The organism is Klebsiella sp. D-Nf1, assembly GCF_002810515.1.
GTDB classification, from domain to species: Bacteria; Pseudomonadota; Gammaproteobacteria; order Enterobacterales; family Enterobacteriaceae; genus Klebsiella; species Klebsiella variicola.
On record NZ_PIOK01000015.1, the window covers coordinates 15,206 to 34,757 of the forward strand.

A 19,552-nucleotide genomic window follows, 5' to 3' on the forward strand; every position below is an offset into this window, starting at 1 on the left:
ACCATGATTGTGTGTAAGTCATCACACAAAAATTGAAACCGGTTTCATTTTTGCCGGTAAAAATAAAAAAGCCCACCGAAGTGGGCGACCGTGTCCTGTTGTCTTACGCGCGCAGGATGCGGTTTTTACCTTGTTGCTTGGCTTTGTAAAGCGCCTCATCGACGCTCACCACCAGCTTATCCAGCGGCTCCATGTTCCATTCCCCCAGTCCGGCGCTAAAGGTGACCGTCAAGCCATCTTCGCGCCAGGTGCGCCGCTCGACGTTGACCCGCCATGTTTCCAGCAGCGTTCGGGCGTTATCGATATGTTCGGCAGGAAAGACCACGGCGAACTCTTCACCGCCGTAGCGATAAAGGGAAATCTCCAGCGGCTGGAGGACCTGCAGCCCCTCGCGGGCGACGTTGCGCAGGACGATATCGCCGTTGAGGTGTCCCCAGGTGTCGTTGATCGATTTGAAGTTATCGATATCGACCAGAGCGAGGGCGAAAGGTTGGTGATCGTTCATCAGCGCGGCGATATCGCTGTCGAAGGCGCGGCGGTTTTTACAACCAGTGAGGGCGTCGATGGTGGCCTGGCGGACGTAGGTCAGTTCGCGTTGCTTGTTGGTTTCAATTGCTTTACTCAGCATTGCCTCAAGGCGCGGAGCACGTTTGACGTCACCCGTTTTAATCGCATTGATGATATTCATCAGTACGGTACGGGAGGCATGACGCAGATAAAGGCCGAACAAAATGATGATGATCGCCGCGAGTGCGAAACCGCCGATCACTAAGTTCGTCTCATGGCGCGTCAGATTGATAAGGGTGGCGTTATCGACACGGTAAATCACGAACCAGTCGGGATTGGTAAAGGAGTAGTAGTAATACCAGGTATCGCTCCTGGTATCGTAAAGCTGTCCCTCTCCGCTGGTCATTTTATCCATCAGTTCGCCGCTGACGAAGGGTTTAAACAGCGCGCCCGGGTCGGAGTGCAGGACAACATTGCCATCCCGCTGCACTACAAAAAATTCTCCCTGCACGGGGGCGACCATCTGCCGTAGTGCGAACCCCATGGAGGTGAGATCAAGATGAAAAGCCAGGCTGCCTTTGAGTCTACCCTCCGGAGTAATGATGGGTTTGAAAATGGTAATCGTCGGATGATGGGTGAAATAATCCATATACGGGCTGGTGTAGTGGCTGAAGGTGCTGGCTTCCGCCTGTTTGATAAACCAGGGGCGCGTTTTCGGATCGAAGGCTTTACTGTCTTCATTTTGCAGCATCTCCGGAGCACGCAGATAGTGGCCCGAGGTATCCGCCAGCGAGATGGATGAGACGCTTGGCATCATGTTCTGTAACTGCATTAGCGTGGTTAACCCTTTCTCCGGATCAACATTCACCGCGTGATTGAGTGCGTCATTACGGGCGAAGAAGGTGGCCGCCCGTCCGAGGATAAAATCATTTTCCCGCAGCAGCGTTTCCGTGTAGTTGATGGCCAGGTTGTGGGTAAAGTTGCGGTTAATATCGTGATAATCTTCGAGAAAATCTTTCCGCTGTGCCAGGGTGACGAAAGTAGCAATCAGCATAAAACTGAGCAAAATGCCGGCAAACCCCACGACGATTGGTGTCGTAAAAGAGAGCTTTCTGTTGTGTAGCGCCATGAATCGTTAATCGTCCCGGATGTATAAACCAAGGGTCCGAACGCAGCTTGTGTCAGCGAGCCTGCCGATCGAATCAGTTAACTATTGCTCAATTATAACTCTGAGGCCTTCATCTATCGTGATTTATATTCGTCGATAATGAACTGGCCCTCGCGCAGCGCGGAGAGGCAGGGCGAAAATGAGGAAGAAAACGTTCGCCCTGGTCAGCGTCCGCTGCTGACCCGGGCAGAATAGAAAAACGGCGGCAATCGGGCGACTCCCCGTTTTTCATCTCTCGTGCAGGCACGCAAAATAATCAGCGGCTTGCAGCATACTTCATGATGATTGCGAGGCGCGTCCCAGCCAGCTGTCCCAGTCTTTCCATACCGGCTGCAGGCCACGGGCGGCTAGCGCGCTGGCGACCTCTTCAGGGCGGCGATCGTCATGTGGGGCAAATTGCTCGAGCTCCGGATGATCGTCGGCGTAGCCGCCGGGCTGCGTTTTAGAGAAGGCGCTGACGTTGTTAATTGCCAGCGGGATCACCCGGTCGCGGAACCAGGGTGATTCACGGGTTGAAAGCGACAGTTCAACCTCCGGCGCCAGCAGGCGGAAGGCGCAAATGGTCTGCACCAGCTGGCGCTCATCCATCAGCGAGGCCGGTTCAATGCCACCGGCGCAGGGACGCAGGCGCGGGAAGGAGACTGAGTAGCGGCTGCGCCAGTAGCGCTGCTGCAGCCACAGCAGATGCTCGGCGACCATAAAGCAGTCCACCCGCCAGCTGTCGGAAAGGCCAATCAACGCGCCGAGGCCGATCTTGTCGATCCCCGCCTCGCCTAAGCGATCCGGCGTATCCAGCCGCCAGAAGAAATCCTGCTTTTTCCCTTTCAGATGGTGCTGGGCATACATGCTTTCATGGTAGGTCTCCTGATAGACCATTACCCCGTCGAGCCCCAGCGTTTTCAGCTCGGCATACTCTTCGGTCGCCAGCGGCTGCACCTCCATATGCAGCGAGGCAAACTGGCTGCGGATAGCCGGCAGATGCTGGCGGAAATAATCCATTCCCACCTTGCCCTGATGCTCGCCGGTGACCAGCAGCAGATGCTCAAAGCCCAGGTCGCGGATCGCGGCGCACTCGCGGGCAATTTCGGCGGCATCCAGCGTTTTGCGCTTAATGCGATTGCTCATTGAGAAGCCGCAGTAGGTGCAGTCGTTGGCGCACAGGTTGGAGAGATACAGTGGCACGTAGAAGCTGACGGTATTGCCGAAGCGCTGGCGAGTGAGCCGCTGCGCGCGCTGGGCGAGGGGTTCAAGATAGTTGGCCGCCGCCGGTGAAAGCAGGGCCATCATGTCGTCACGGGTGAGCGGTTTGGCCGCCAGCGCCCGTTCGACGTCGGCGGCGGTTTTGCTGTTGATGCGCAGGCGGATGTCGTCCCACTCCAGCTGTCGCCAGCGATCGCTGAAGGTTTTCATGCCAGCGCCTCCAGGAATCCGGTCAGCGGGCTGGTGGCCTGCGCCTGCGTACTGCGTGCCCCCGGTCCGGCCTGACGCGCCAGTAATCCGGCATCGACTGCCATACGGAAGGCGCGGGCCATGGCCACGGGGTCGTCGGCGACGGCAATGGCGGTATTGACCAGCACCGCATCCGCGCCCATCTCCAGTGCTTGCGCCGCATGGCTCGGCACGCCAATCCCGGCATCGACCACCACCGGTACGGTGGCCTGCTCGATAATAATCTCCAGCATGGCTTTAGTTTCCAGTCCCTGATTGGAGCCGATCGGCGCGCCCAGCGGCATCACCGCAGCACAGCCAACCTCTTCCAGCCGTTTACACAGCACCGGATCGGCGCCGCAGTAGGGCAGGACGACGAACCCTTCGCGGACCAGCAGCTCCGCCGCCTTCAGGGTTTCAATCGGGTCGGGCAGCAGCCAGCGGGCATCCGGGTGGATCTCCAGCTTCAGCCAGTGGGTACCCAGGGCTTCCCGCGCCAGGCGGGCGGCAAACACCGCCTCTTCCGCCGTCTTGGCGCCTGAGGTATTCGGCAGCAGGCTGACCCCCGCCGCCAGCAGTGGAGCGAGGATAGCGTCATTGTGCTGGCGTAAATCGACGCGCTTCATCGCCAGGGTCACCAGTTGGCTACCCGAGGCGCGAATCGCCTCAACCATCACCTCCGGGGCGGCGAATTTGCCGGTACCGGTAAAAAGATGGGATTCAAACGTTTTGTCTGCAATACGTAACATGTCAGCCTCCAGCGATAACCTGAAAAAGCAGGATCCGATCGCCTTCCTGCAAGAGATGATCTTCCCACCGCTCGCGCGGCAGGATGTGTTGATTGAGCGCCAGCGCAACGCCCGGCTGCAGCTGTTCGAGCTGGGTCAGCAGGGCGCTGACGCTGAGATTGTCGGCACATGCCAGCGGCTCGTCGTTAAACCAAATCTGCATGTCGCCCTCCGCACACCGGGCAGCTCCGGGAGCGCTGTAGCGCCAGGTTGCGCCAGTTGCTGGTGCGGGCGTCGAACAGCCGCAGGGTATTACGCGGCGTCGTCATGCCGCTGAGCAGCTTAATCGCCTCCAGCGCCTGCAGCGTGCCCATCATGCCGACGACCGGGCCGACGATCCCCGCGGTGCGGCAGTTGCGCTGCGGTTCGTCGCTATCCGGCCACAGGCAGCGATAGCAGCCCTGCGCCCAGGGGGGAGTGAGCACCATCAACTGACCACCGAAGCCGATGGCGCTGGCGGTCACTAACGGGGTGTCGAGGGCCACACAGGCGGCGTTGATCGCCTGGCGGGTCACCATGTTATCGGTGCAGTCCAGCACCACGTCCGCTTTCGCCACCTCAGCGCGCAGCGCCTCGCCGCTCAGACGTTGCTGGAGCGCAACCAGTTTGATCTGCGGGTTTAGCTGACTGAGCCGGGTCTTTGCCGCCGCGGCTTTTGGCCGGTCGATATCCTCGCTGGTGAACAGGATCTGCCGCTGCAGGTTGCTGAGATGCACCGCATCGTCATCGGCCAGGGTCAGCGTCCCGACGCCCGCTCCGGCAAGATACAGCGCCGCCGGGGAGCCCAGCCCGCCAAGGCCGATAATCAGCACCCGGCTGGCTAACAGCTTCTGCTGCCCCTCGATGGCGATATCCTCCAGCAGCAGCTGGCGGCTATAGCGCATAAAGTCGTGATCATTCATCGCCTGCTCCCGCCAGCGCCAGCAGCTGGTCGGTCGCTGCCCGCCAGTCCGCCGCCTGGGTAATGGCGCTGACCACCGCGATGCTGCCGACGCCAGTCGCCAGCACGCCCGGTGCTTTATCAAGGCTAATCCCGCCGATCGCGACGGTGGGGTAATCCGCCAGCCGCTGAATATGCCCGGCAAGTTGCTTGAGGCCCTGCGGCGCGGAAGGCATCTGTTTGGTTTGTGTCGGGAAGACGTGACCCAGTGCGATGTAGGAAGGTCGAGCCGCCAGCGCGACGTCAATCTCCATATCGTCATGGGTGGAAACACCAAGGCGCAGCCCGGCTTTGCGGATGGCGCTCAGATCGGTGGTTTCCAGATCTTCTTGCCCCAGGTGTACACCGTAGGCCTGGTGCTTAATCGCCAGCCGCCAGTAATCGTTAATGAACAACCGGGCGTGATACCGACGGCCAAGGGCGATGGCGGCGATGACGTCATCTTCAACGTCGCTGTCGCGTTGGTCTTTGATGCGCAGCTGAATAGTACGCACTCCCGCCTCCAGCAGGCGCTCAATCCACGCCACGCTGTCAACCACCGGGTAGAGTCCGAGACGAAATGGGACGGCTGGAAAATCAGGTTGATACATCAGGCTTCCTCCTGTTTGAGGTAGATTTCGCCGCCACGGGCGCGGAAGTTATTCGACATATCGGCCATTCCGGCGTCGATGGCCTGCCTGGCGGCGTAGTCGCGGACTTCCTGGGTGATCTTCATTGAGCAGAATTTCGGCCCGCACATGGAACAGAAGTGGGCGACTTTGCCGGACTCCTGCGGCAGGGTTTCATCGTGATAGGCCCGCGCGGTGAAGGGATCGAGCGCGAGGTTGAACTGGTCTTCCCAGCGGAATTCGAAACGTGCTTTTGACATCGCGTTATCGCGGATCTGCGCGCCCGGGTGGCCTTTCGCGAGGTCAGCGGCGTGGGCGGCAATTTTGTAGGTAATCAGCCCCTGCTTCACATCCTCTTTGTTGGGCAGGCCGAGATGTTCTTTTGGCGTGACGTAGCACAGCATGGCGCAGCCGAACCAGCCGATCATCGCCGCACCAATGCCGGAGGTGAAATGGTCGTAGCCTGGCGCGATGTCGGTGGTGAGCGGCCCTAAGGTATAGAACGGCGCTTCATGGCAGTGCTCCAGCTCTTCAGTCATATTGCGGCGGATCATCTGCATCGGCACGTGGCCGGGGCCTTCGATCATCACCTGCACGTCATACTCCCAGGCGATTTTCGTCAGTTCGCCGAGGGTGCGCAGCTCGGAAAACTGCGCCTCGTCGTTGGCATCCTGGATCGAGCCGGGGCGCAGGCCATCGCCGAGGGACAGCGAAACGTCATAGGCGGCGCAGATTTCGCAGATTTCGCGGAAGTGCTGGTAGAGGAAATTTTCCTGATGGTGCGACAAGCACCATTTGGCCATGATTGAACCACCGCGCGACACGATACCGGTCAGGCGCTTCGCCGTCATCGGCACGTAGCGCAGCAACACGCCGGCATGAATCGTGAAGTAGTCGACGCCCTGTTCTGCCTGTTCCAGCAGGGTATCGCGGAAGGCTTCCCAGGTGAGGTTCTCGGCAATACCGTTGACCTTCTCCAGCGCCTGGTAAATCGGGACGGTACCAATCGGCACCGGGCTGTTGCGCAGGATCCACTCGCGGGTTTCGTGGATATAGCGGCCGGTGGAGAGGTCCATCACCGTGTCGGCGCCCCAGCGGGTTGACCAGACCAGTTTTTCCACCTCCTCTTCGATGGAAGAGGTCACCGCCGAGTTGCCGATATTGGCATTCACTTTCATCAGGAAATTGCGGCCGATAATCATCGGCTCAGATTCCGGGTGGTTGATGTTGGCCGGGATGATGGCGCGCCCGGCGGCAACTTCATCGCGAACGAACTCGGGGGTAATGTTTTCCGGCAGGCGGGCACCGAAGCCTTCCCCGGCATGCTGCTGGCGCAGAACCTCGCTGCGGATACGTTCGCGACCCATGTTTTCGCGAATGGCGATGAACTCCATCTCCGGGGTGACGATCCCCTGGCGGGCGTAGTGCAGTTGCGTCACGCATTTGCCAGATACGGCGCGTTTGGGCGTCAGCAGGCCGCTGAAGCGCAGCTCATCGAGGCCGTCGTCGGCCAGCCGTGCTTTAGTGTAAGCCGAGCTACGTTCGCTGAGCGGAGCGCAGTCGTTACGCGCGTCGATCCACGGCTGGCGCAGCTTTGCCAGCCCCTGGCGGACATCAATGCCAATATCCGGGTCGCCATAAGGCCCGGAGGTGTCATACACCGGAATCGGCTCATTGGCTTCGTACTGGGGATTGTCGTTATCGCCGCCGACGCGCGTCGGGCTGAGCTGAATTTCACGCATCGGGACGCGGATATCCGCTTGTGAGCCGTGAACGTAGATGCGGTGTGAATTGGGAAAAGCGGTACCTGCCAGCGTATCAATGAATCGCTGCGCGTGCTCGCGTTGTTCCCGACGGGTGAGTTTGGTAGTAGACATAGCGCATTCCAGTTAAACAAGGAGATGGCTTGTCAGACGACGGATGGAGTAACAGATGCGACCAGTCCATAACGGAAAGGTGCGACCAGCAGTTTACTCTTGTTCCCTTCGCAGGTATTAGCCTGATCAGGTTCCGCGGATCCCGAATTAACGGTCTCAGCCTTTTCCACGTTAGCCTGCGCATGGAAAATAGGCACTCCGACAAGATGACATCCCCTCCGGAGAGGGGGAATGGAGGTAAACTACTCGTTAATTGCGCACAACTCAAGCAGTCGGCGCAATATTATCGTGCACGTCATTGCTCAGGTTATGCGCGACAGCAAGGGCGATCAGTTTATCTTCCAGCGCAAAACGTGCTTCCAGCGACTCGCCGATATCCGACAGCGCCTGCTGAAATTCAAGGTAGTTATCGTGATCGATAGCGTTTTCGAGGCAGGTATCGTAGTAGTCCATCATCTGCTGGGTATTGGCTTCCAGCTGTGGATAAAGCCGGGTGGCGGCTAAAAGTGGGGTATCGCCTTCCATTTCGCCAATAATGCGTTCATAAATACTAAAATGACCAGATGAGAGGTAATCCACCAGACTTTGGCAAAAGTCATCCAGTGCTCTTTCGTTTAGCCGCATAAATGACTCTTTGCCCGGTTTCAGGCCAACCAAATTGTAGTAAGCCACGAGCAGATGCTTACGCACTTGTAGCCAGCGATCGACCAGTTCATTACTACCGCCAACGCGCTCCGTCAGGTTTTCCAGCTGGTTTAGCATGATTGACTCCGCAAGTTTTGATTTTAAATCTGCTCACCAAAATGTAAATATAATGTTAACAACATGCCAGTGAAGCAAAGGTAGTGCAATAGATATGGATCGTATTATTGAAAAATTAGATCGCGGCTGGTGGGTTGTCAGTCACGAACAAAAATTATGGTTGCCTGGTGGAGAATTACCACATGGCGAAGCGGTTAATTTCGATCTTGTCGGCCAGCATGCGCTGCATATTGGCGAGTGGCAGGGCGAGTCCGTCTGGATGGTGCGTCAGGATCGCCGTCATGACATGGGATCGTTACGCCAGGTGCTGGCTCAGGATCCGGGGCTCTTCCAGTTGGCGGGGCGAGGGATCCAGCTCGCCGAATTTTATCGATCGCATAAATTTTGCGGCTACTGTGGCCATCCGATGCATGCCAGCAAAAGCGAATGGGCAATGCTGTGCAGCCACTGCCGTGAACGCTACTACCCACAAATTGCTCCTTGCATTATCGTCGCTATCCGTCGCGACGATTCGATCCTGCTGGCGCAGCATACCCGGCATCGTAACGGCGTGCACACCGTGCTGGCCGGATTTGTCGAAGTGGGTGAAACCCTTGAGCAGGCCGTCGCCCGCGAGGTGATGGAGGAGAGCGGCATCAAGGTGAAAAACCTGCGTTATGTGACCTCTCAGCCGTGGCCGTTCCCGCAGTCGCTGATGACCGCCTTTATGGCTGATTACGCGGATGGCGATATCGTGGTCGACAAAAAAGAGCTGCTGACCGCAGACTGGTACCGCTATGACAATCTGCCGCTCCTGCCACCGCCGGGAACGGTAGCGCGACGCCTGATCGAAGATACGGTGGCGATGTGTCGGGCAGAGTTCGAGTGACATGTTACACTGGGCGCATCAACGCTAAAGGAATGTAAAAATGACCGAACTGAAAAACGATCGTTACCTGCGCGCGCTGCTGCGTCAGCCGGTTGATGTCACCCCGGTGTGGATGATGCGCCAGGCGGGCCGCTATTTACCGGAGTACAAAGCCACCCGTGCGCAAGCGGGCGACTTTATGTCGCTGTGTAAAAATGCCGAGCTGGCCTGCGAAGTGACGCTCCAGCCGCTGCGTCGTTACCCGCTGGATGCGGCGATCCTCTTTTCGGACATCCTGACGATCCCGGACGCGATGGGTCTGGGGCTGTACTTTGAAGCCGGCGAAGGCCCGCGCTTCACCTCGCCGGTAAAAAGCAAAGCCGACGTCGACAAGCTGCCGATCCCGGATCCGGAGCAGGAACTGGGCTACGTAATGAACGCCGTGCGTACCATTCGCCGCGAACTGAAAGGCGAAGTGCCGCTGATCGGCTTCTCGGGTAGCCCGTGGACGCTGGCGACCTACATGGTGGAAGGCGGCAGCAGCAAAGCGTTCACCGTGATCAAAAAGATGATGTACGCCGAACCGCAGGCGCTGCATGCGCTGCTGGAGAAGCTGGCGAAAAGCGTCACCCTGTACCTCAACGCGCAGATCAAAGCCGGCGCGCAGTCGGTGATGATTTTCGACACCTGGGGCGGGGTGCTGACCGGTCGCGATTACCAGCAGTTCTCGCTCTACTATATGCATAAAATTGTCGATGGCCTGCTGCGGGAAAATGAAGGCCGCCGCGTGCCGGTGACCCTGTTCACCAAAGGCGGTGGCCAGTGGCTGGAAGCGATGGCGGAGACCGGCTGTGACGCGCTGGGTCTCGACTGGACCACCGATATCGCCGATGCTCGCCGTCGCGTAGGTCACAAAGTGGCGCTACAGGGCAATATGGACCCGTCGATGCTTTATGCGCCCGCCCCGCGTATTGAAGAGGAAGTGGCGACTATTCTCGCCGGCTTCGGCCAGGGCGAAGGCCATGTCTTTAACCTTGGTCACGGCATCCATCAGGATGTCGACCCCCAGCATGCGGGCGTCTTTGTTGAAGCGGTGCATCGTCTTTCCGCACCCTATCACCAATAGGAGATAAGCCGTATGGACTTAGCCGCACTACGTGCCCAACAGCAACAGTTAGCCGCATCGGTCGAGCGTGTGGATCGACTGGATCGCGACCCGCCGGCGTTGATCGGCGGCGCGGATGTCGGGTTTGAGCAGGAAGGGGAAGTGACCCGAGCTGCAATGGTGCTGCTGACCTGGCCTGAGCTTGAGCTGGTGGAGTATCAGGTGGCGCGCGTCGCCACCACCATGCCGTATATTCCCGGCTTTCTCTCGTTTCGCGAAACACCTGCGCTGCTGGCGGCGTGGGAGCAGCTTTCGCAGAAACCTGACCTGCTCTTCGTTGACGGCCACGGCATCTCCCATCCCCGGCGGCTCGGCGTCGCCAGCCATTTTGGTCTGATGATTGACGTGCCGACCATTGGCGTGGCGAAAAAACGGCTGTGCGGAAAAATCGGCGAAATGGGTGATGAGCCCGGCGCACTGGCCCCGCTGATGGATAAAAATGAGCAACTGGCCTGGGTCTGGCGCAGCAAAGTGCGCTGCAACCCGTTGTTTATTAGCACCGGCCATCGGGTGGGGATGGACAGCGCCTTAATGTGGGTCGAGCGCTGTATGCGAGGCTATCGTCTGCCCGAGCCGACGCGCTGGGCCGATGCGGTGGCTTCCCGTCGGCCGTCGTTCGTGCGTTGGCAAGCAAATCACGGCTGATTCAGGTACACTGCGCCTAATTTCTGACTTCGAGAATTCATCATGTTACAAAACCCGATTCACCTGCGCCTGGAGAAGCTGGAAAGCTGGCAGCATGTCACCTTTATGGCTTGCCTGTGCGAGCGTATGTACCCTAACTACGCTATGTTCTGCAAGCAAACCGAGTTCGGCGACGGCCAGCTGTACCGTCGTATCCTGGACCTGATCTGGGAAACGCTGACGGTTAAAGATGCGAAGGTGAATTTCGACAGCCAGCTGGAGAAGCTGGAAGAGGCGATCCCGGCGGCAGATGATTTCGACCTGTACGGTGTTTATCCGGCGATCGACGCCTGCGTGGCGTTGAGTGAACTGATCCATTCGCGTCTGAGTGGTGAAACACTTGAACACGCGATTGAGGTAAGCAAGTCATCCATCACCAGCGTGGCGATGCTGGAAATGACCCAGGCTGGTCGTGAAATGACCGATGAAGAACTCAAAGCGAACCCGGCGGTAGAGCAGGAATGGGATATCCAGTGGGAAATTTTCCGCCTGTTGGCCGACTGTGAAGAGCGTGACCTTGAGCTGATAAAAGGTCTGCGCGCGGACCTGCGTGAGGCCGGTGAGAGCAATATTGGTATAAATTTTCAGCAGTGAGACCAGAAAACGTGATTTACCGCCTGAATTGTAGCGTCTGAAGGCTTCCATTCCGCCCCCCGTCTGGTCTACATTTGGAGGGCGAAAAAAAGTGGCTATCGGTGCGTGTATGCAGGAGGGTGCTTTTTTGGCATTTCCGTCGCACTCGATGCTTAGCAAGCGATAAACACATTGTAAGGATAACTTATGAACAAGACTCAACTGATTGATGTAATTGCGGACAAAGCTGACCTGTCCAAAGCACAGGCTAAAGCTGCCCTGGAATCTACCCTGGCTGCAATTACTGAGTCTCTGAAAGAAGGTGATGCTGTTCAACTGGTTGGTTTCGGTACCTTCAAAGTGAACCACCGCGCTGAGCGTACTGGCCGCAACCCGCAGACCGGTAAAGAGATCAAAATCGCTGCAGCTAACGTGCCGGCATTTGTTTCTGGCAAAGCACTGAAAGACGCAGTTAAGTAAGACCGCGTGGCAGTGAACAGTTTTATCGAAGGGGCTATTAAGCCCCTTTTGTCTGTCTGGCGCCGACCTCTGGCGCTGGCGGGTATTCTGTTGCTGACTGCCTGCAGCCATAACGCCTCGCTTCCTCCGTTTACCGCCAGCGGTTATGCGGATAATCAGGGGGCGATGCGCATCTGGCGTAAAGATTCTGGCGATGAAGTTCATCTTCTCGCCGCCTTCAGCCCGTGGCGTCACGGGGACACCTCGACCAGCGAATATCGCTGGCAGGGCGATCAATTGACGTTTATCGAACTCAATGTCTACGGCAAGCCGCCGGAACATATTCGCGCCCGCTTCGACGCGCAGGGCGATCTCAGCTTTATGCAGCGGGAAGTCGACGGGCAGAAGCAACAGCTCTCCAGCGACCAGGTCGCGCTGTATCGTTATCGCGCTGAGCAGATCCGCCAGACCAGCGATGCTCTCCGGCAGGGACGCGTCGTCCTGCGTCAGGGGCGCTGGAACGCTGCCGCGCATACCGTACTGACCTGCGAAGGTCAGACGGTTAAGCCTGACCTCGATAGCCGGGCTCTGGCGCATATTGAACGTCGCCAGAGTCATTCCTCCGCCGCGGTGAGCATTGCCTGGCTGGAGGCGTCTGAAGGCTCTCAACTATTGCTGGTCGCCAATGAAAACTTCTGCACCTGGCAGCCGACGGAAAAAAGCTTCTAACGATTACCAGTGGTTCATGCCCATATGACCACCGCCGTTACCGCGGCAGCCGTTGTATCCCATTCCTGCGCCACGGGGAACGCCTGCCTCAGCCAGGGCGACATCAAACTTCACCCGCTGCTGATCCAGCTTCTGGCGTAAGCCTTCCATCTCCTGAGCGACGGCTTCAATCTTTCCGCTATCCGGTTTTTGCGCCGTGAGCAGTGCGTTGTATTCATAGCGTTTGGACTGCAGCTGCTGGCATAGGGTGCTGGTTTGCGCATAGTAATCGTTATGTAGTTTCTGCGCGGTGGCCTGTTGCTCCTGGGTCAGCTGGCTGTAACCCTGCGCGCCCATTCTGTTGTTGTCGTCCCAGTGGTGGCCGGCCCAGGCCGCGTTGCTGCCAAAGGTCAGTGCGGCAAGGGTGATGAGGGCGAGAGGTAAGGTACGGTTCCGTTTCATGGCATTATCTCCTGTGTGGTTTCTCTCGTTATTGCATCTTCCATGCCAGCCTGAAAAAGCCTGCCCGTACGGGCCTGCGTGAGGAGCCGATGGAGCAGGTGAGTAAAAATGACCCGTTCCAGGCGGGTCAGGCGAGTCATTTTTACTCACTAAACCGCGGGCGATATGTTTGAGAACAGGATTGGCGGCGTGGGAAAATGGCATGATTTCTGCTGAAGGATCCTGCTGAAAGCGAAAAGGAGATGACAAGGACTCGCCGATGAAGATCAAACCTTTCTCCCGGGACGTTGCCGCTGATGCCCTGAGCTGGCTGCTGACCGGCACAATTGTGCTGTTGGTTATTCTGTTTTCCACGATGATCGTCCGTGACTATGGCCGCGAAACCGCTGCGGCCCGGCAAACCATCGAAGAAAAGGGGAGCGTGCTGATCCGGGCGCTGGAGTCCGGCACGCGGGTCGGGATGGGGATGCGTATGCATCACGCGCAGTTGCAGGCGCTGCTGGAAGAGATGGCCTGGCAGCCCGGTGTGCTGTGGTTCGCGGTGACCGATGAAGACGGTAAAATCATCGCCCACAGCGATCCGCAGCAGGTGGATAACGCGCTGTACAGTCCGGCGCAGATGCGCGAACTCAACGTTAGCGAACAGGCCCGCTGGCGCCGGCTTAGCGAGCCGCAGCCAGCGCTGGAGATCTATCGCCAGTTTCGCCCGCTCAATCCTGCTCGCGGCCATCATATGGGGATGATGAATCGCGGCAACAGCGTGCTGGCTCAAACCACCGTCCCGCAGGTGATTTTTATCGCCTTTGATAGCCGCGAGCTGGATGCGGCGCAGGCCCGCGGCCAGCGTAACATGATGATCATGCTGGGCGCTGCGGCGCTGGTCATCGCGGCGACGATCCTCGCTCAGTTCTGGTTCCACCGCTATCGTCGCTCACGCAAGCAGTTGCTGGAGGCGATGGCCCGCAAAGAAAAGCTGGTGGCGCTTGGGCATCTGGCGGCGGGGGTCGCGCATGAGATCCGCAATCCGCTCTCTTCGATTAAAGGGTTGGCGAAGTATTTTGCCGAGCGAACTCCCCCAGGCGGCGAAGCGCAGCAACTAGCGCAGGTGATGGCCAAAGAGGCAGACCGCCTGAACCGGGTCGTCAGCGAGCTGTTGGAGCTGGTCCGACCCGCGCATTTAAATTACCAGCCGGTGGATATCAACGCGCTTATCCGGCACTCATTGCAGCTGGTAAGCCAGGATGCGCAGAGTCGCGGGATCGCGCTGCAATTTACTCCGTGCCCTGAGCTAACCACGATCAACGCCGATGCTGACCGCCTGAACCAGGTGCTGTTGAACCTGTACCTGAACGCGATGCAGGCGATTGGCCGCGATGGCGTCATTCGCGTATCGGCAAGCGAAGCCGATCGTCAGAGGGTGAAGATTGTCGTCACAGATAGCGGTAAGGGGATGAGCGATGAAGAGCTGCAGGCCATCTTCACGCCGTATTTCACCACCAAGGCGGACGGCACCGGGCTGGGACTGGCCGTAGTACAGAATATTATCGAACAACATGGCGGGACGATCCGCGCCGAAAGTCAGCCGGGGGCTGGAGCGATATTTACGCTTTGGCTACCGGTGGAGGCTCAACGGAGGGAAGATGAGCAGCGATAAGGTACAGATTCTGGTCGTTGATGATGACATCAGTCACTGCACGATCCTGCAGGCGCTGCTACGCGGCTGGGGCTATCAGGTGGCATTAGCTCACAACGGCCTGCAGGCGCTGGAGCAGATCCATCAGCAGGTCTTCGACCTGGTGCTGTGCGATATCCGTATGGCGGAGATGGACGGCATCGCGACGCTAAAAGAGATTAAGGCCTATAACCCGGCGATACCGGTGCTGATCATGACGGCGTTTTCCAGCGTTGGCACGGCGGTAGAGGCCATTAAGTCCGGGGCGCTGGATTACCTGGTCAAACCGCTGGATTTTGACACCCTGCAGCAGACGCTGGTTCAGGCGCTGGCGCACACGCAACAGAACGAGAGCGATCCCAGCGTTGCGACGGATTCACGGTGGGGCATGATTGGTGATAGCCCGGCGATGCAGGCGCTTATCAACAATATTACGTTGGTGGCGCCCTCAGATGCGACGGTGCTGATCTGCGGCGAATCGGGAACGGGTAAAGAACTGGTGGCGCGCGCCATCCACGCCTGCAGCGAGCGCCGCGAGAAGCCGCTGGTGACGCTAAACTGCGCAGCGCTCAATGAGTCGCTGCTGGAATCCGAGCTGTTCGGCCATGAAAAAGGGGCTTTTACCGGCGCGGAACGGCGGCGGGAAGGGCGTTTTGTCGAGGCGGATGGCGGCACGCTGTTCCTCGATGAAATTGGCGATATCTCACCATTGATGCAGGTGCGTCTGCTACGGGCGATTCAGGAACGCGAGGTGCAGCGCGTTGGCAGTAACCAGACGCTTGCCGTTGATGTGCGGCTGATTGCCGCCACCCATCGCAATCTGGCGGAAGAGGTGAGCGCCGGGCGTTTTCGCCAGGATCTCTATTACCGCCTGAATGTCGTGACCATTGATATGCCGCCGCTGCGTCAGCGACGGGAAGACATTCCTCTGCTGGCGCAACACTTTCTCAAGCGTTATGCCGAACGTAACCGCAAAACGGTGCAGGGGTTTACGCCGCAGGCGATGGACCTGCTGATCCACTACGCCTGGCCGGGTAATATCCGTGAACTGGAAAACGCGGTGGAGCGGGCGGTGGTGCTGCTGACCGGAAACTATATCTCCGAACGAGAACTGCCGCTGGCGATAGCGGGCACGCCGTTGCCGTCGGATGGTAGCGAGAACGCGCTGATTCAGCCGTTAGTGGAAGTCGAAAAAGAGGTGATTCTGGCGGCACTGGAGAAAACGGGCGGCAACAAAACCGAAGCCGCCCGTCAGTTAGGCATTACGCGGAAAACGCTGCTGGCAAAACTTAGCCGTTAGCCTTTTCACGTTCGATGGCGCGCCAGCCGATATCGTTACGGCTAAAGCTGCCGTCCCAGCGAATATCGGTCAGCAGTTGATAGGCGCGCTGCTGCGCCTGCGCCACGGTTTCACCCAGCGCGGTCACGCACAGCACGCGCCCGCCGTTGGTGACGACGCGCTGGTCGTCTGCCAGTTTGGTGCCGGCGTGGAAGACTTTACCGTCTGCCGCTTCCTGCTGCGGCAGGCCGAAGATCTCATCACCCGTGTTGTAATTGCCCGGATAGCCGCCGGCGGCAACCACCACGCCCAGCGACGCGCGGTCATCCCACTCAGAGGTTTTCTCATCCAGCTTGCCGGCGCAGGCGGCGAGGCACAGCGCTACCAGGTCGGATTTCATGCGCAGCATGATCGGCTGGGTTTCCGGATCGCCAAAGCGGCAGTTGAACTCAATCACCTTCGGATTGCCCTGCTTGTCGATCATCAGACCGGCATACAGGAAACCGGTATAGGTATTGCCTTCGGCGGCCATGCCTTTCACCGTTGGCCAGATAATCCGCTCCATGGTGCGCTGATGGACTTCATCAGTGACCACCGGCGCTGGGGAGTAAGCGCCCATACCGCCGGTGTTGGGGCCGGTATCGCCGTTGCCGACGCGCTTGTGATCCTGGCTGGTGGCCATCGGCAGGACGTGCTCGCCGTCGACCATCACAATAAAGCTGGCTTCTTCGCCATCGAGGAACTCTTCAATCACGATGCGGTGGCCTGCATCGCCAAAGGCGTTGCCGGCCAGCATATCTTTGACCGCCGCCTCAGCTTCCTCAAGGGTCATCGCCACGATAACGCCTTTACCCGCTGCCAGACCGTCAGCTTTGATGACGATCGGCGCGCCTTTCTCGCGCAGATAAGCCAGCGCAGGCTCAACCTCGGTGAAGTTCTGGTATTCCGCCGTCGGGATATGATGACGAGCGAGGAAATCTTTGGTGAAGGCTTTTGAGCCTTCCAGCTGCGCGGCGCCTTCGGTTGGCCCGAAGATGGTCAGCCCTGCGGCACGGAATGCGTCCACCACGCCAATGACCAGCGGCGCTTCCGGGCCAACGATCGTCAGATCGATGTTCTCATCCTGCGCAAAGCGAAGCAGCGCCGGAATATCGGTAACGCCGATGGCGACGTTTTGCAGCGACGGCTCCAGCGCGGTACCTGCGTTGCCCGGCGCGACGTAGACGGTATCAACCAGCGGCGACTGGGCCGCTTTCCAGGCCAGCGCGTGCTCACGCCCGCCGTTGCCGATTACTAATACTTTCATCTGTAGCTCCGTGAATTAATGGCGGAAGTGGCGCATGTCGGTGAAGATCATGGCGATACCATGTTCGTCAGCGGCGGCAATCACTTCGTCGTCGCGGATAGAGCCGCCCGGCTGGATCACACAGGTGATGCCCACTGCGGCTGCGGCATCAATGCCGTCGCGGAACGGGAAGAAGGCGTCAGAGGCCATGGCGGAACCTTTCACTTCCAGACCTTCGTCACCGGCTTTAATCCCGGCAATTTTCGCCGAGTAGACGCGGCTCATCTGACCGGCGCCTATCCCGATGGTCATATTATTTTTGGCATAGACGATGGCGTTGGATTTGACGAATTTCGCTACTTTCCAGCAGAACAGCGCATCGCGCAGTTCCTGCTCGCTCGGCTGACGTTTGCTGACTACGCGCAGTTCGCCCGCGGTGACCATGCCGAGATCGCGGTCCTGAACCAGCAGGCCGCCATTGACACGTTTGAAATCGAGGCCGGCAACGCGGGCATCCCACTGGCCGCAGACCAGTACGCGGACGTTCTGCTTCGCGGCGGTGATCTTCAGCGCTTCTTCGCTGGCGGACGGTGCGATGATCACTTCGACGAACTGGCGAGAGATGATCGCCTGCGCGGTTTCCGCATCCAGCTCGCGGTTAAAGGCGATGATGCCGCCGAAGGCGGAGGTTGGGTCAGTTTTATAGGCGCGATCGTAGGCATCGAGGATCGAGTCGCTGACGGCAACGCCGCATGGGTTAGCGTGCTTAACGATCACGCAGGCTGGCTCATTGAACTCTTTCACGCACTCCAGCGCCGCATCGGTATCGGCAATGTTGTTATAGGAGAGCGCTTTGCCCTGCAACTGAGTGGCGGTCGCTACGGAGGCTTCTTTTACATTCTCTTCTATATAGAAGGCAGCTTGCTGGTGGCTGTTTTCGCCGTAGCGCATATCCTGCTTCTTAATGAAGTTCAGATTCAGGGTGCGCGGGAAGCGGCCAGCGGCTTCTTTGCTTTCACCGTGATAGGCCGGGACCATGCTGCCGAAGTAGTTAGCGATCATGCTGTCGTAAGCGGCGGTATGTTCGAAGGCTTTAATGGCGAGGTCGAAGCGGGTGTTCAGCGTCAGGGAGCCTTCGTTGGCGTCCATCTCATTAATGATGGCGTCATAGTCGCTGCTCTTCACTACGATAGCGACGTCTTTATGGTTCTTCGCTGCGGAGCGCACCATGGTCGGGCCGCCGATATCAATGTTTTCCACCGCGTCTTCCAGCGAGCATCCTTCACGAGCGACGGTCTGGGCAAATGGGTAGAGGTTAACGACCACCATATCGATAGGCGCGATACCGTGCTGCTGCATGATGCCATCATCCTGACCGCGACGACCGAGGATGCCGCCGTGTACTTTCGGATGCAGGGTCTTCACGCGTCCATCCATCATTTCCGGGAAACCGGTGTAGTCAGAGACTTCGGTAACCGGCAGGCCTTTATCTGCCAGCAGGCGGGCGGTGCCGCCGGTGGACAGCAGCTCGACACCACGAGCGGAAAGCGCCTGCGCGAATTCGACGATACCGGCCTTGTCAGAAACACTGAGCAGAGCGCGGCGGACTGGACGACGTTGTTGCATGGTATTAAATCCCCAGGATTTGAACATTACAGAGAGCGTTAGGTGAGTTTTTGCCTAAAAACTCACCTAACGCACCCAACCGGGCATCCGTGTCATAGCGCGGCATTGTAACGAAAACGTTTGCGCAACGCTCGCGAATTTTTATCTTTCTCTTTCAGCCACCGTTTCTTCTTTATATAGAAGCTGACCCACCGGGCTTTTGTCGCCCTTTCATCGCGCTTCTGTGGATAATTCTGTGTGTAAAAGGGTATAAAGCGGGGTTTTGCTGGGGAATGCAGCAGTCAGTCATTTTTCTGCCATTTTTCTATTGCAGGCGCTCGAGAACTCCCTATAATGCGCCTCCATCGACACGGCGGATGTGAATCACTTCACACAAACAGCCAGTTCGGTTGAAGAGAAAAATCCTGAAATTCAGGGTTGACTCTGAAAGAGGAAAGCGTAATATACGCCACCTCGCGACAGAGCGCTAAAGCGCGTCGCAACTGCTCTTTAACAATTTATCAGACAATCTGTGTGGGCACTCAAAGTGACATGGATTCTTAACGTCCTCGGACGAAAAATGAATACCAAGTCTCTGAGTGAACATGCGTAATTCATTACGAAGTTTAATTCACGAGCATCAAACTTAAATTGAAGAGTTTGATCATGGCTCAGATTGAACGCTGGCGGCAGGCCTAACACATGCAAGTCGAGCGGTAGCACAGAGAGCTTGCT

The 19,552-nt window shown here is 58.1% G+C and carries 19 protein-coding genes, 1 rRNA gene and 1 riboswitch; of the genes, 9 read left to right on the plus strand and 11 right to left on the minus strand.

The window, feature by feature from the left end:
- Nucleotides 1-103: 103 nt before the first annotated feature.
- The 8 genes from CWM54_RS27235 to CWM54_RS27270 all read right to left on the minus strand — a co-directional run bounded on the left by CWM54_RS27235 (nt 104) and on the right by CWM54_RS27270 (nt 8,078).
- On the minus strand, nt 104-1,636 hold the full coding sequence (locus tag CWM54_RS27235; protein ID WP_165785860.1) for a sensor domain-containing diguanylate cyclase: 1,533 nt from the start codon (nt 1,634-1,636) through the stop codon (nt 104-106).
- 315 nt (nt 1,637-1,951) lie between these two features.
- Nucleotides 1,952-3,085 (minus strand): 2-iminoacetate synthase ThiH, encoded by a 1,134-nt coding sequence (thiH, locus tag CWM54_RS27240; protein ID WP_100682184.1) that lies wholly within the window; start codon nt 3,083-3,085, stop codon nt 1,952-1,954.
- Nucleotides 3,082-3,852 (minus strand): thiazole synthase, encoded by a 771-nt coding sequence (thiG, locus tag CWM54_RS27245; RefSeq protein WP_100682185.1) that lies wholly within the window; start codon nt 3,850-3,852, stop codon nt 3,082-3,084. Before thiG ends, thiH begins: the two co-directional genes overlap by 4 nt.
- Nucleotide 3,853: 1 nt before the next feature.
- The gene (gene thiS / locus CWM54_RS27250; RefSeq protein WP_060876744.1) at nt 3,854-4,054 is read right to left on the minus strand and encodes a sulfur carrier protein ThiS; all 201 of its coding nucleotides are present in this window, start codon (nt 4,052-4,054) and stop codon (nt 3,854-3,856) included.
- Nucleotides 4,038-4,793: a thiazole biosynthesis adenylyltransferase ThiF gene (gene thiF / locus CWM54_RS27255; RefSeq protein ID WP_100699148.1), complete on the minus strand. Its 756-nt coding sequence runs from the start codon at nt 4,791-4,793 to the stop codon at nt 4,038-4,040. The genes thiS and thiF overlap by 17 nt, the downstream gene beginning before the upstream one ends.
- Nucleotides 4,786-5,421 (minus strand): thiamine phosphate synthase, encoded by a 636-nt coding sequence (gene thiE / locus CWM54_RS27260; protein WP_100682187.1) that lies wholly within the window; start codon nt 5,419-5,421, stop codon nt 4,786-4,788. Before thiE ends, thiF begins: the two co-directional genes overlap by 8 nt.
- The gene (gene thiC / locus CWM54_RS27265; protein ID WP_100699150.1) at nt 5,421-7,316 is read right to left on the minus strand and encodes a phosphomethylpyrimidine synthase ThiC; all 1,896 of its coding nucleotides are present in this window, start codon (nt 7,314-7,316) and stop codon (nt 5,421-5,423) included. Before thiC ends, thiE begins: the two co-directional genes overlap by 1 nt.
- A gap of 86 nt (nt 7,317-7,402) precedes the next feature.
- Nucleotides 7,403-7,527, minus strand: a riboswitch (TPP riboswitch).
- A gap of 53 nt (nt 7,528-7,580) precedes the next feature.
- The gene (locus tag CWM54_RS27270; RefSeq protein WP_061156151.1) at nt 7,581-8,078 is read right to left on the minus strand and encodes an Rsd/AlgQ family anti-sigma factor; all 498 of its coding nucleotides are present in this window, start codon (nt 8,076-8,078) and stop codon (nt 7,581-7,583) included.
- A gap of 94 nt (nt 8,079-8,172) precedes the next feature.
- Here CWM54_RS27270 and nudC point away from each other — a divergent pair, with 94 nt between their 5' ends.
- The 6 genes from nudC (at nt 8,173) to CWM54_RS27300 (ending at nt 12,535) form a co-directional block, all read left to right on the plus strand.
- A complete protein-coding gene (nudC, locus tag CWM54_RS27275; protein ID WP_100699152.1) occupies nt 8,173-8,946 on the plus strand; it encodes an NAD(+) diphosphatase in 774 nt (257 codons plus the stop codon).
- Nucleotides 8,947-8,986: 40 nt separating this feature from the next.
- Nucleotides 8,987-10,051 carry a uroporphyrinogen decarboxylase gene (gene hemE, locus CWM54_RS27280; RefSeq protein ID WP_074387387.1) on the plus strand — a complete coding sequence of 355 codons (1,065 nt, stop codon included), beginning with the start codon at nt 8,987-8,989 and terminating at the stop codon, nt 10,049-10,051.
- Nucleotides 10,052-10,063: 12 nt separating this feature from the next.
- On the plus strand, nt 10,064-10,735 hold the full coding sequence (gene nfi / locus CWM54_RS27285) for a deoxyribonuclease V (protein WP_061156149.1): 672 nt from the start codon (nt 10,064-10,066) through the stop codon (nt 10,733-10,735).
- 42 nt (nt 10,736-10,777) lie between these two features.
- A complete protein-coding gene (locus tag CWM54_RS27290) occupies nt 10,778-11,368 on the plus strand; it encodes a YjaG family protein (protein WP_060876751.1) in 591 nt (196 codons plus the stop codon).
- 186 nt (nt 11,369-11,554) lie between these two features.
- Nucleotides 11,555-11,827, plus strand: a complete 273-nt coding sequence (gene hupA / locus CWM54_RS27295; RefSeq protein ID WP_002884342.1) for a nucleoid-associated protein HU-alpha — start codon at nt 11,555-11,557, stop codon at nt 11,825-11,827.
- Between the two features lie 12 nt (nt 11,828-11,839).
- Entirely contained in the window at nt 11,840-12,535 is a 696-nt protein-coding gene (locus CWM54_RS27300; protein WP_060876757.1) for a DUF1481 domain-containing protein, read from the plus strand.
- A gap of 3 nt (nt 12,536-12,538) precedes the next feature.
- Here the strand turns inward: CWM54_RS27300 and zraP are convergent, their stop codons facing one another.
- The gene (gene zraP, locus CWM54_RS27305; protein ID WP_100699156.1) at nt 12,539-12,976 is read right to left on the minus strand and encodes a zinc resistance sensor/chaperone ZraP; all 438 of its coding nucleotides are present in this window, start codon (nt 12,974-12,976) and stop codon (nt 12,539-12,541) included.
- Between the two features lie 259 nt (nt 12,977-13,235).
- Here zraP and zraS point away from each other — a divergent pair, with 259 nt between their 5' ends.
- Together zraS and zraR are read left to right on the plus strand one after the other, a co-directional pair.
- Nucleotides 13,236-14,630: a two-component system sensor histidine kinase ZraS gene (gene zraS / locus CWM54_RS27310; RefSeq protein ID WP_100699154.1), complete on the plus strand. Its 1,395-nt coding sequence runs from the start codon at nt 13,236-13,238 to the stop codon at nt 14,628-14,630.
- Nucleotides 14,617-15,948, plus strand: a complete 1,332-nt coding sequence (gene zraR / locus CWM54_RS27315) for a sigma-54-dependent response regulator transcription factor ZraR (RefSeq protein ID WP_100682190.1) — start codon at nt 14,617-14,619, stop codon at nt 15,946-15,948. Before zraS ends, zraR begins: the two co-directional genes overlap by 14 nt.
- On the opposite strand, the gene purD is transcribed toward zraR, so the two are convergent.
- On the minus strand, nt 15,938-17,233 hold the full coding sequence (gene purD, locus CWM54_RS27320) for a phosphoribosylamine--glycine ligase (protein ID WP_060876755.1): 1,296 nt from the start codon (nt 17,231-17,233) through the stop codon (nt 15,938-15,940). The two genes, zraR and purD, sit on opposite strands and share 11 nt — an antisense overlap.
- Before the next feature lie 15 nt (nt 17,234-17,248).
- On the minus strand, nt 17,249-18,838 hold the full coding sequence (gene purH / locus CWM54_RS27325) for a bifunctional phosphoribosylaminoimidazolecarboxamide formyltransferase/IMP cyclohydrolase (RefSeq protein WP_100682191.1): 1,590 nt from the start codon (nt 18,836-18,838) through the stop codon (nt 17,249-17,251).
- A 627-nt stretch (nt 18,839-19,465) separates the two neighbouring features.
- Here purH and CWM54_RS27330 point away from each other — a divergent pair.
- A 16S ribosomal RNA gene (locus CWM54_RS27330) occupies nt 19,466-19,552 on the plus strand; the annotation flags it as partial.

What these genes read in the sequence shown, in the direction of transcription:
- CWM54_RS27235 (WP_165785860.1), bottom strand. Translation starts at nt 1,636, where the DNA reads ATGGCGCTACACAACAGAAAGCTCTCTTTTACGACACCAATCGTCGTG.
- thiH (WP_100682184.1), bottom strand. Translation starts at nt 3,085, where the DNA reads ATGAAAACCTTCAGCGATCGCTGGCGACAGCTGGAGTGGGACGACATC.
- thiG (WP_100682185.1), bottom strand. Translation starts at nt 3,852, where the DNA reads ATGTTACGTATTGCAGACAAAACGTTTGAATCCCATCTTTTTACCGGT.
- thiS (WP_060876744.1), bottom strand. Translation starts at nt 4,054, where the DNA reads ATGCAGATTTGGTTTAACGACGAGCCGCTGGCATGTGCCGACAATCTC.
- thiF (WP_100699148.1), bottom strand. Translation starts at nt 4,793, where the DNA reads ATGAATGATCACGACTTTATGCGCTATAGCCGCCAGCTGCTGCTGGAG.
- thiE (WP_100682187.1), bottom strand. Translation starts at nt 5,421, where the DNA reads ATGTATCAACCTGATTTTCCAGCCGTCCCATTTCGTCTCGGACTCTAC.
- thiC (WP_100699150.1), bottom strand. Translation starts at nt 7,316, where the DNA reads ATGTCTACTACCAAACTCACCCGTCGGGAACAACGCGAGCACGCGCAG.
- CWM54_RS27270 (WP_061156151.1), bottom strand. Translation starts at nt 8,078, where the DNA reads ATGCTAAACCAGCTGGAAAACCTGACGGAGCGCGTTGGCGGTAGTAAT.
- nudC (WP_100699152.1), top strand. Translation starts at nt 8,173, where the DNA reads ATGGATCGTATTATTGAAAAATTAGATCGCGGCTGGTGGGTTGTCAGT.
- hemE (WP_074387387.1), top strand. Translation starts at nt 8,987, where the DNA reads ATGACCGAACTGAAAAACGATCGTTACCTGCGCGCGCTGCTGCGTCAG.
- nfi (WP_061156149.1), top strand. Translation starts at nt 10,064, where the DNA reads ATGGACTTAGCCGCACTACGTGCCCAACAGCAACAGTTAGCCGCATCG.
- CWM54_RS27290 (WP_060876751.1), top strand. Translation starts at nt 10,778, where the DNA reads ATGTTACAAAACCCGATTCACCTGCGCCTGGAGAAGCTGGAAAGCTGG.
- hupA (WP_002884342.1), top strand. Translation starts at nt 11,555, where the DNA reads ATGAACAAGACTCAACTGATTGATGTAATTGCGGACAAAGCTGACCTG.
- zraP (WP_100699156.1), bottom strand. Translation starts at nt 12,976, where the DNA reads ATGAAACGGAACCGTACCTTACCTCTCGCCCTCATCACCCTTGCCGCA.
- zraS (WP_100699154.1), top strand. Translation starts at nt 13,236, where the DNA reads ATGAAGATCAAACCTTTCTCCCGGGACGTTGCCGCTGATGCCCTGAGC.
- zraR (WP_100682190.1), top strand. Translation starts at nt 14,617, where the DNA reads ATGAGCAGCGATAAGGTACAGATTCTGGTCGTTGATGATGACATCAGT.
- purD (WP_060876755.1), bottom strand. Translation starts at nt 17,233, where the DNA reads ATGAAAGTATTAGTAATCGGCAACGGCGGGCGTGAGCACGCGCTGGCC.
- purH (WP_100682191.1), bottom strand. Translation starts at nt 18,838, where the DNA reads ATGCAACAACGTCGTCCAGTCCGCCGCGCTCTGCTCAGTGTTTCTGAC.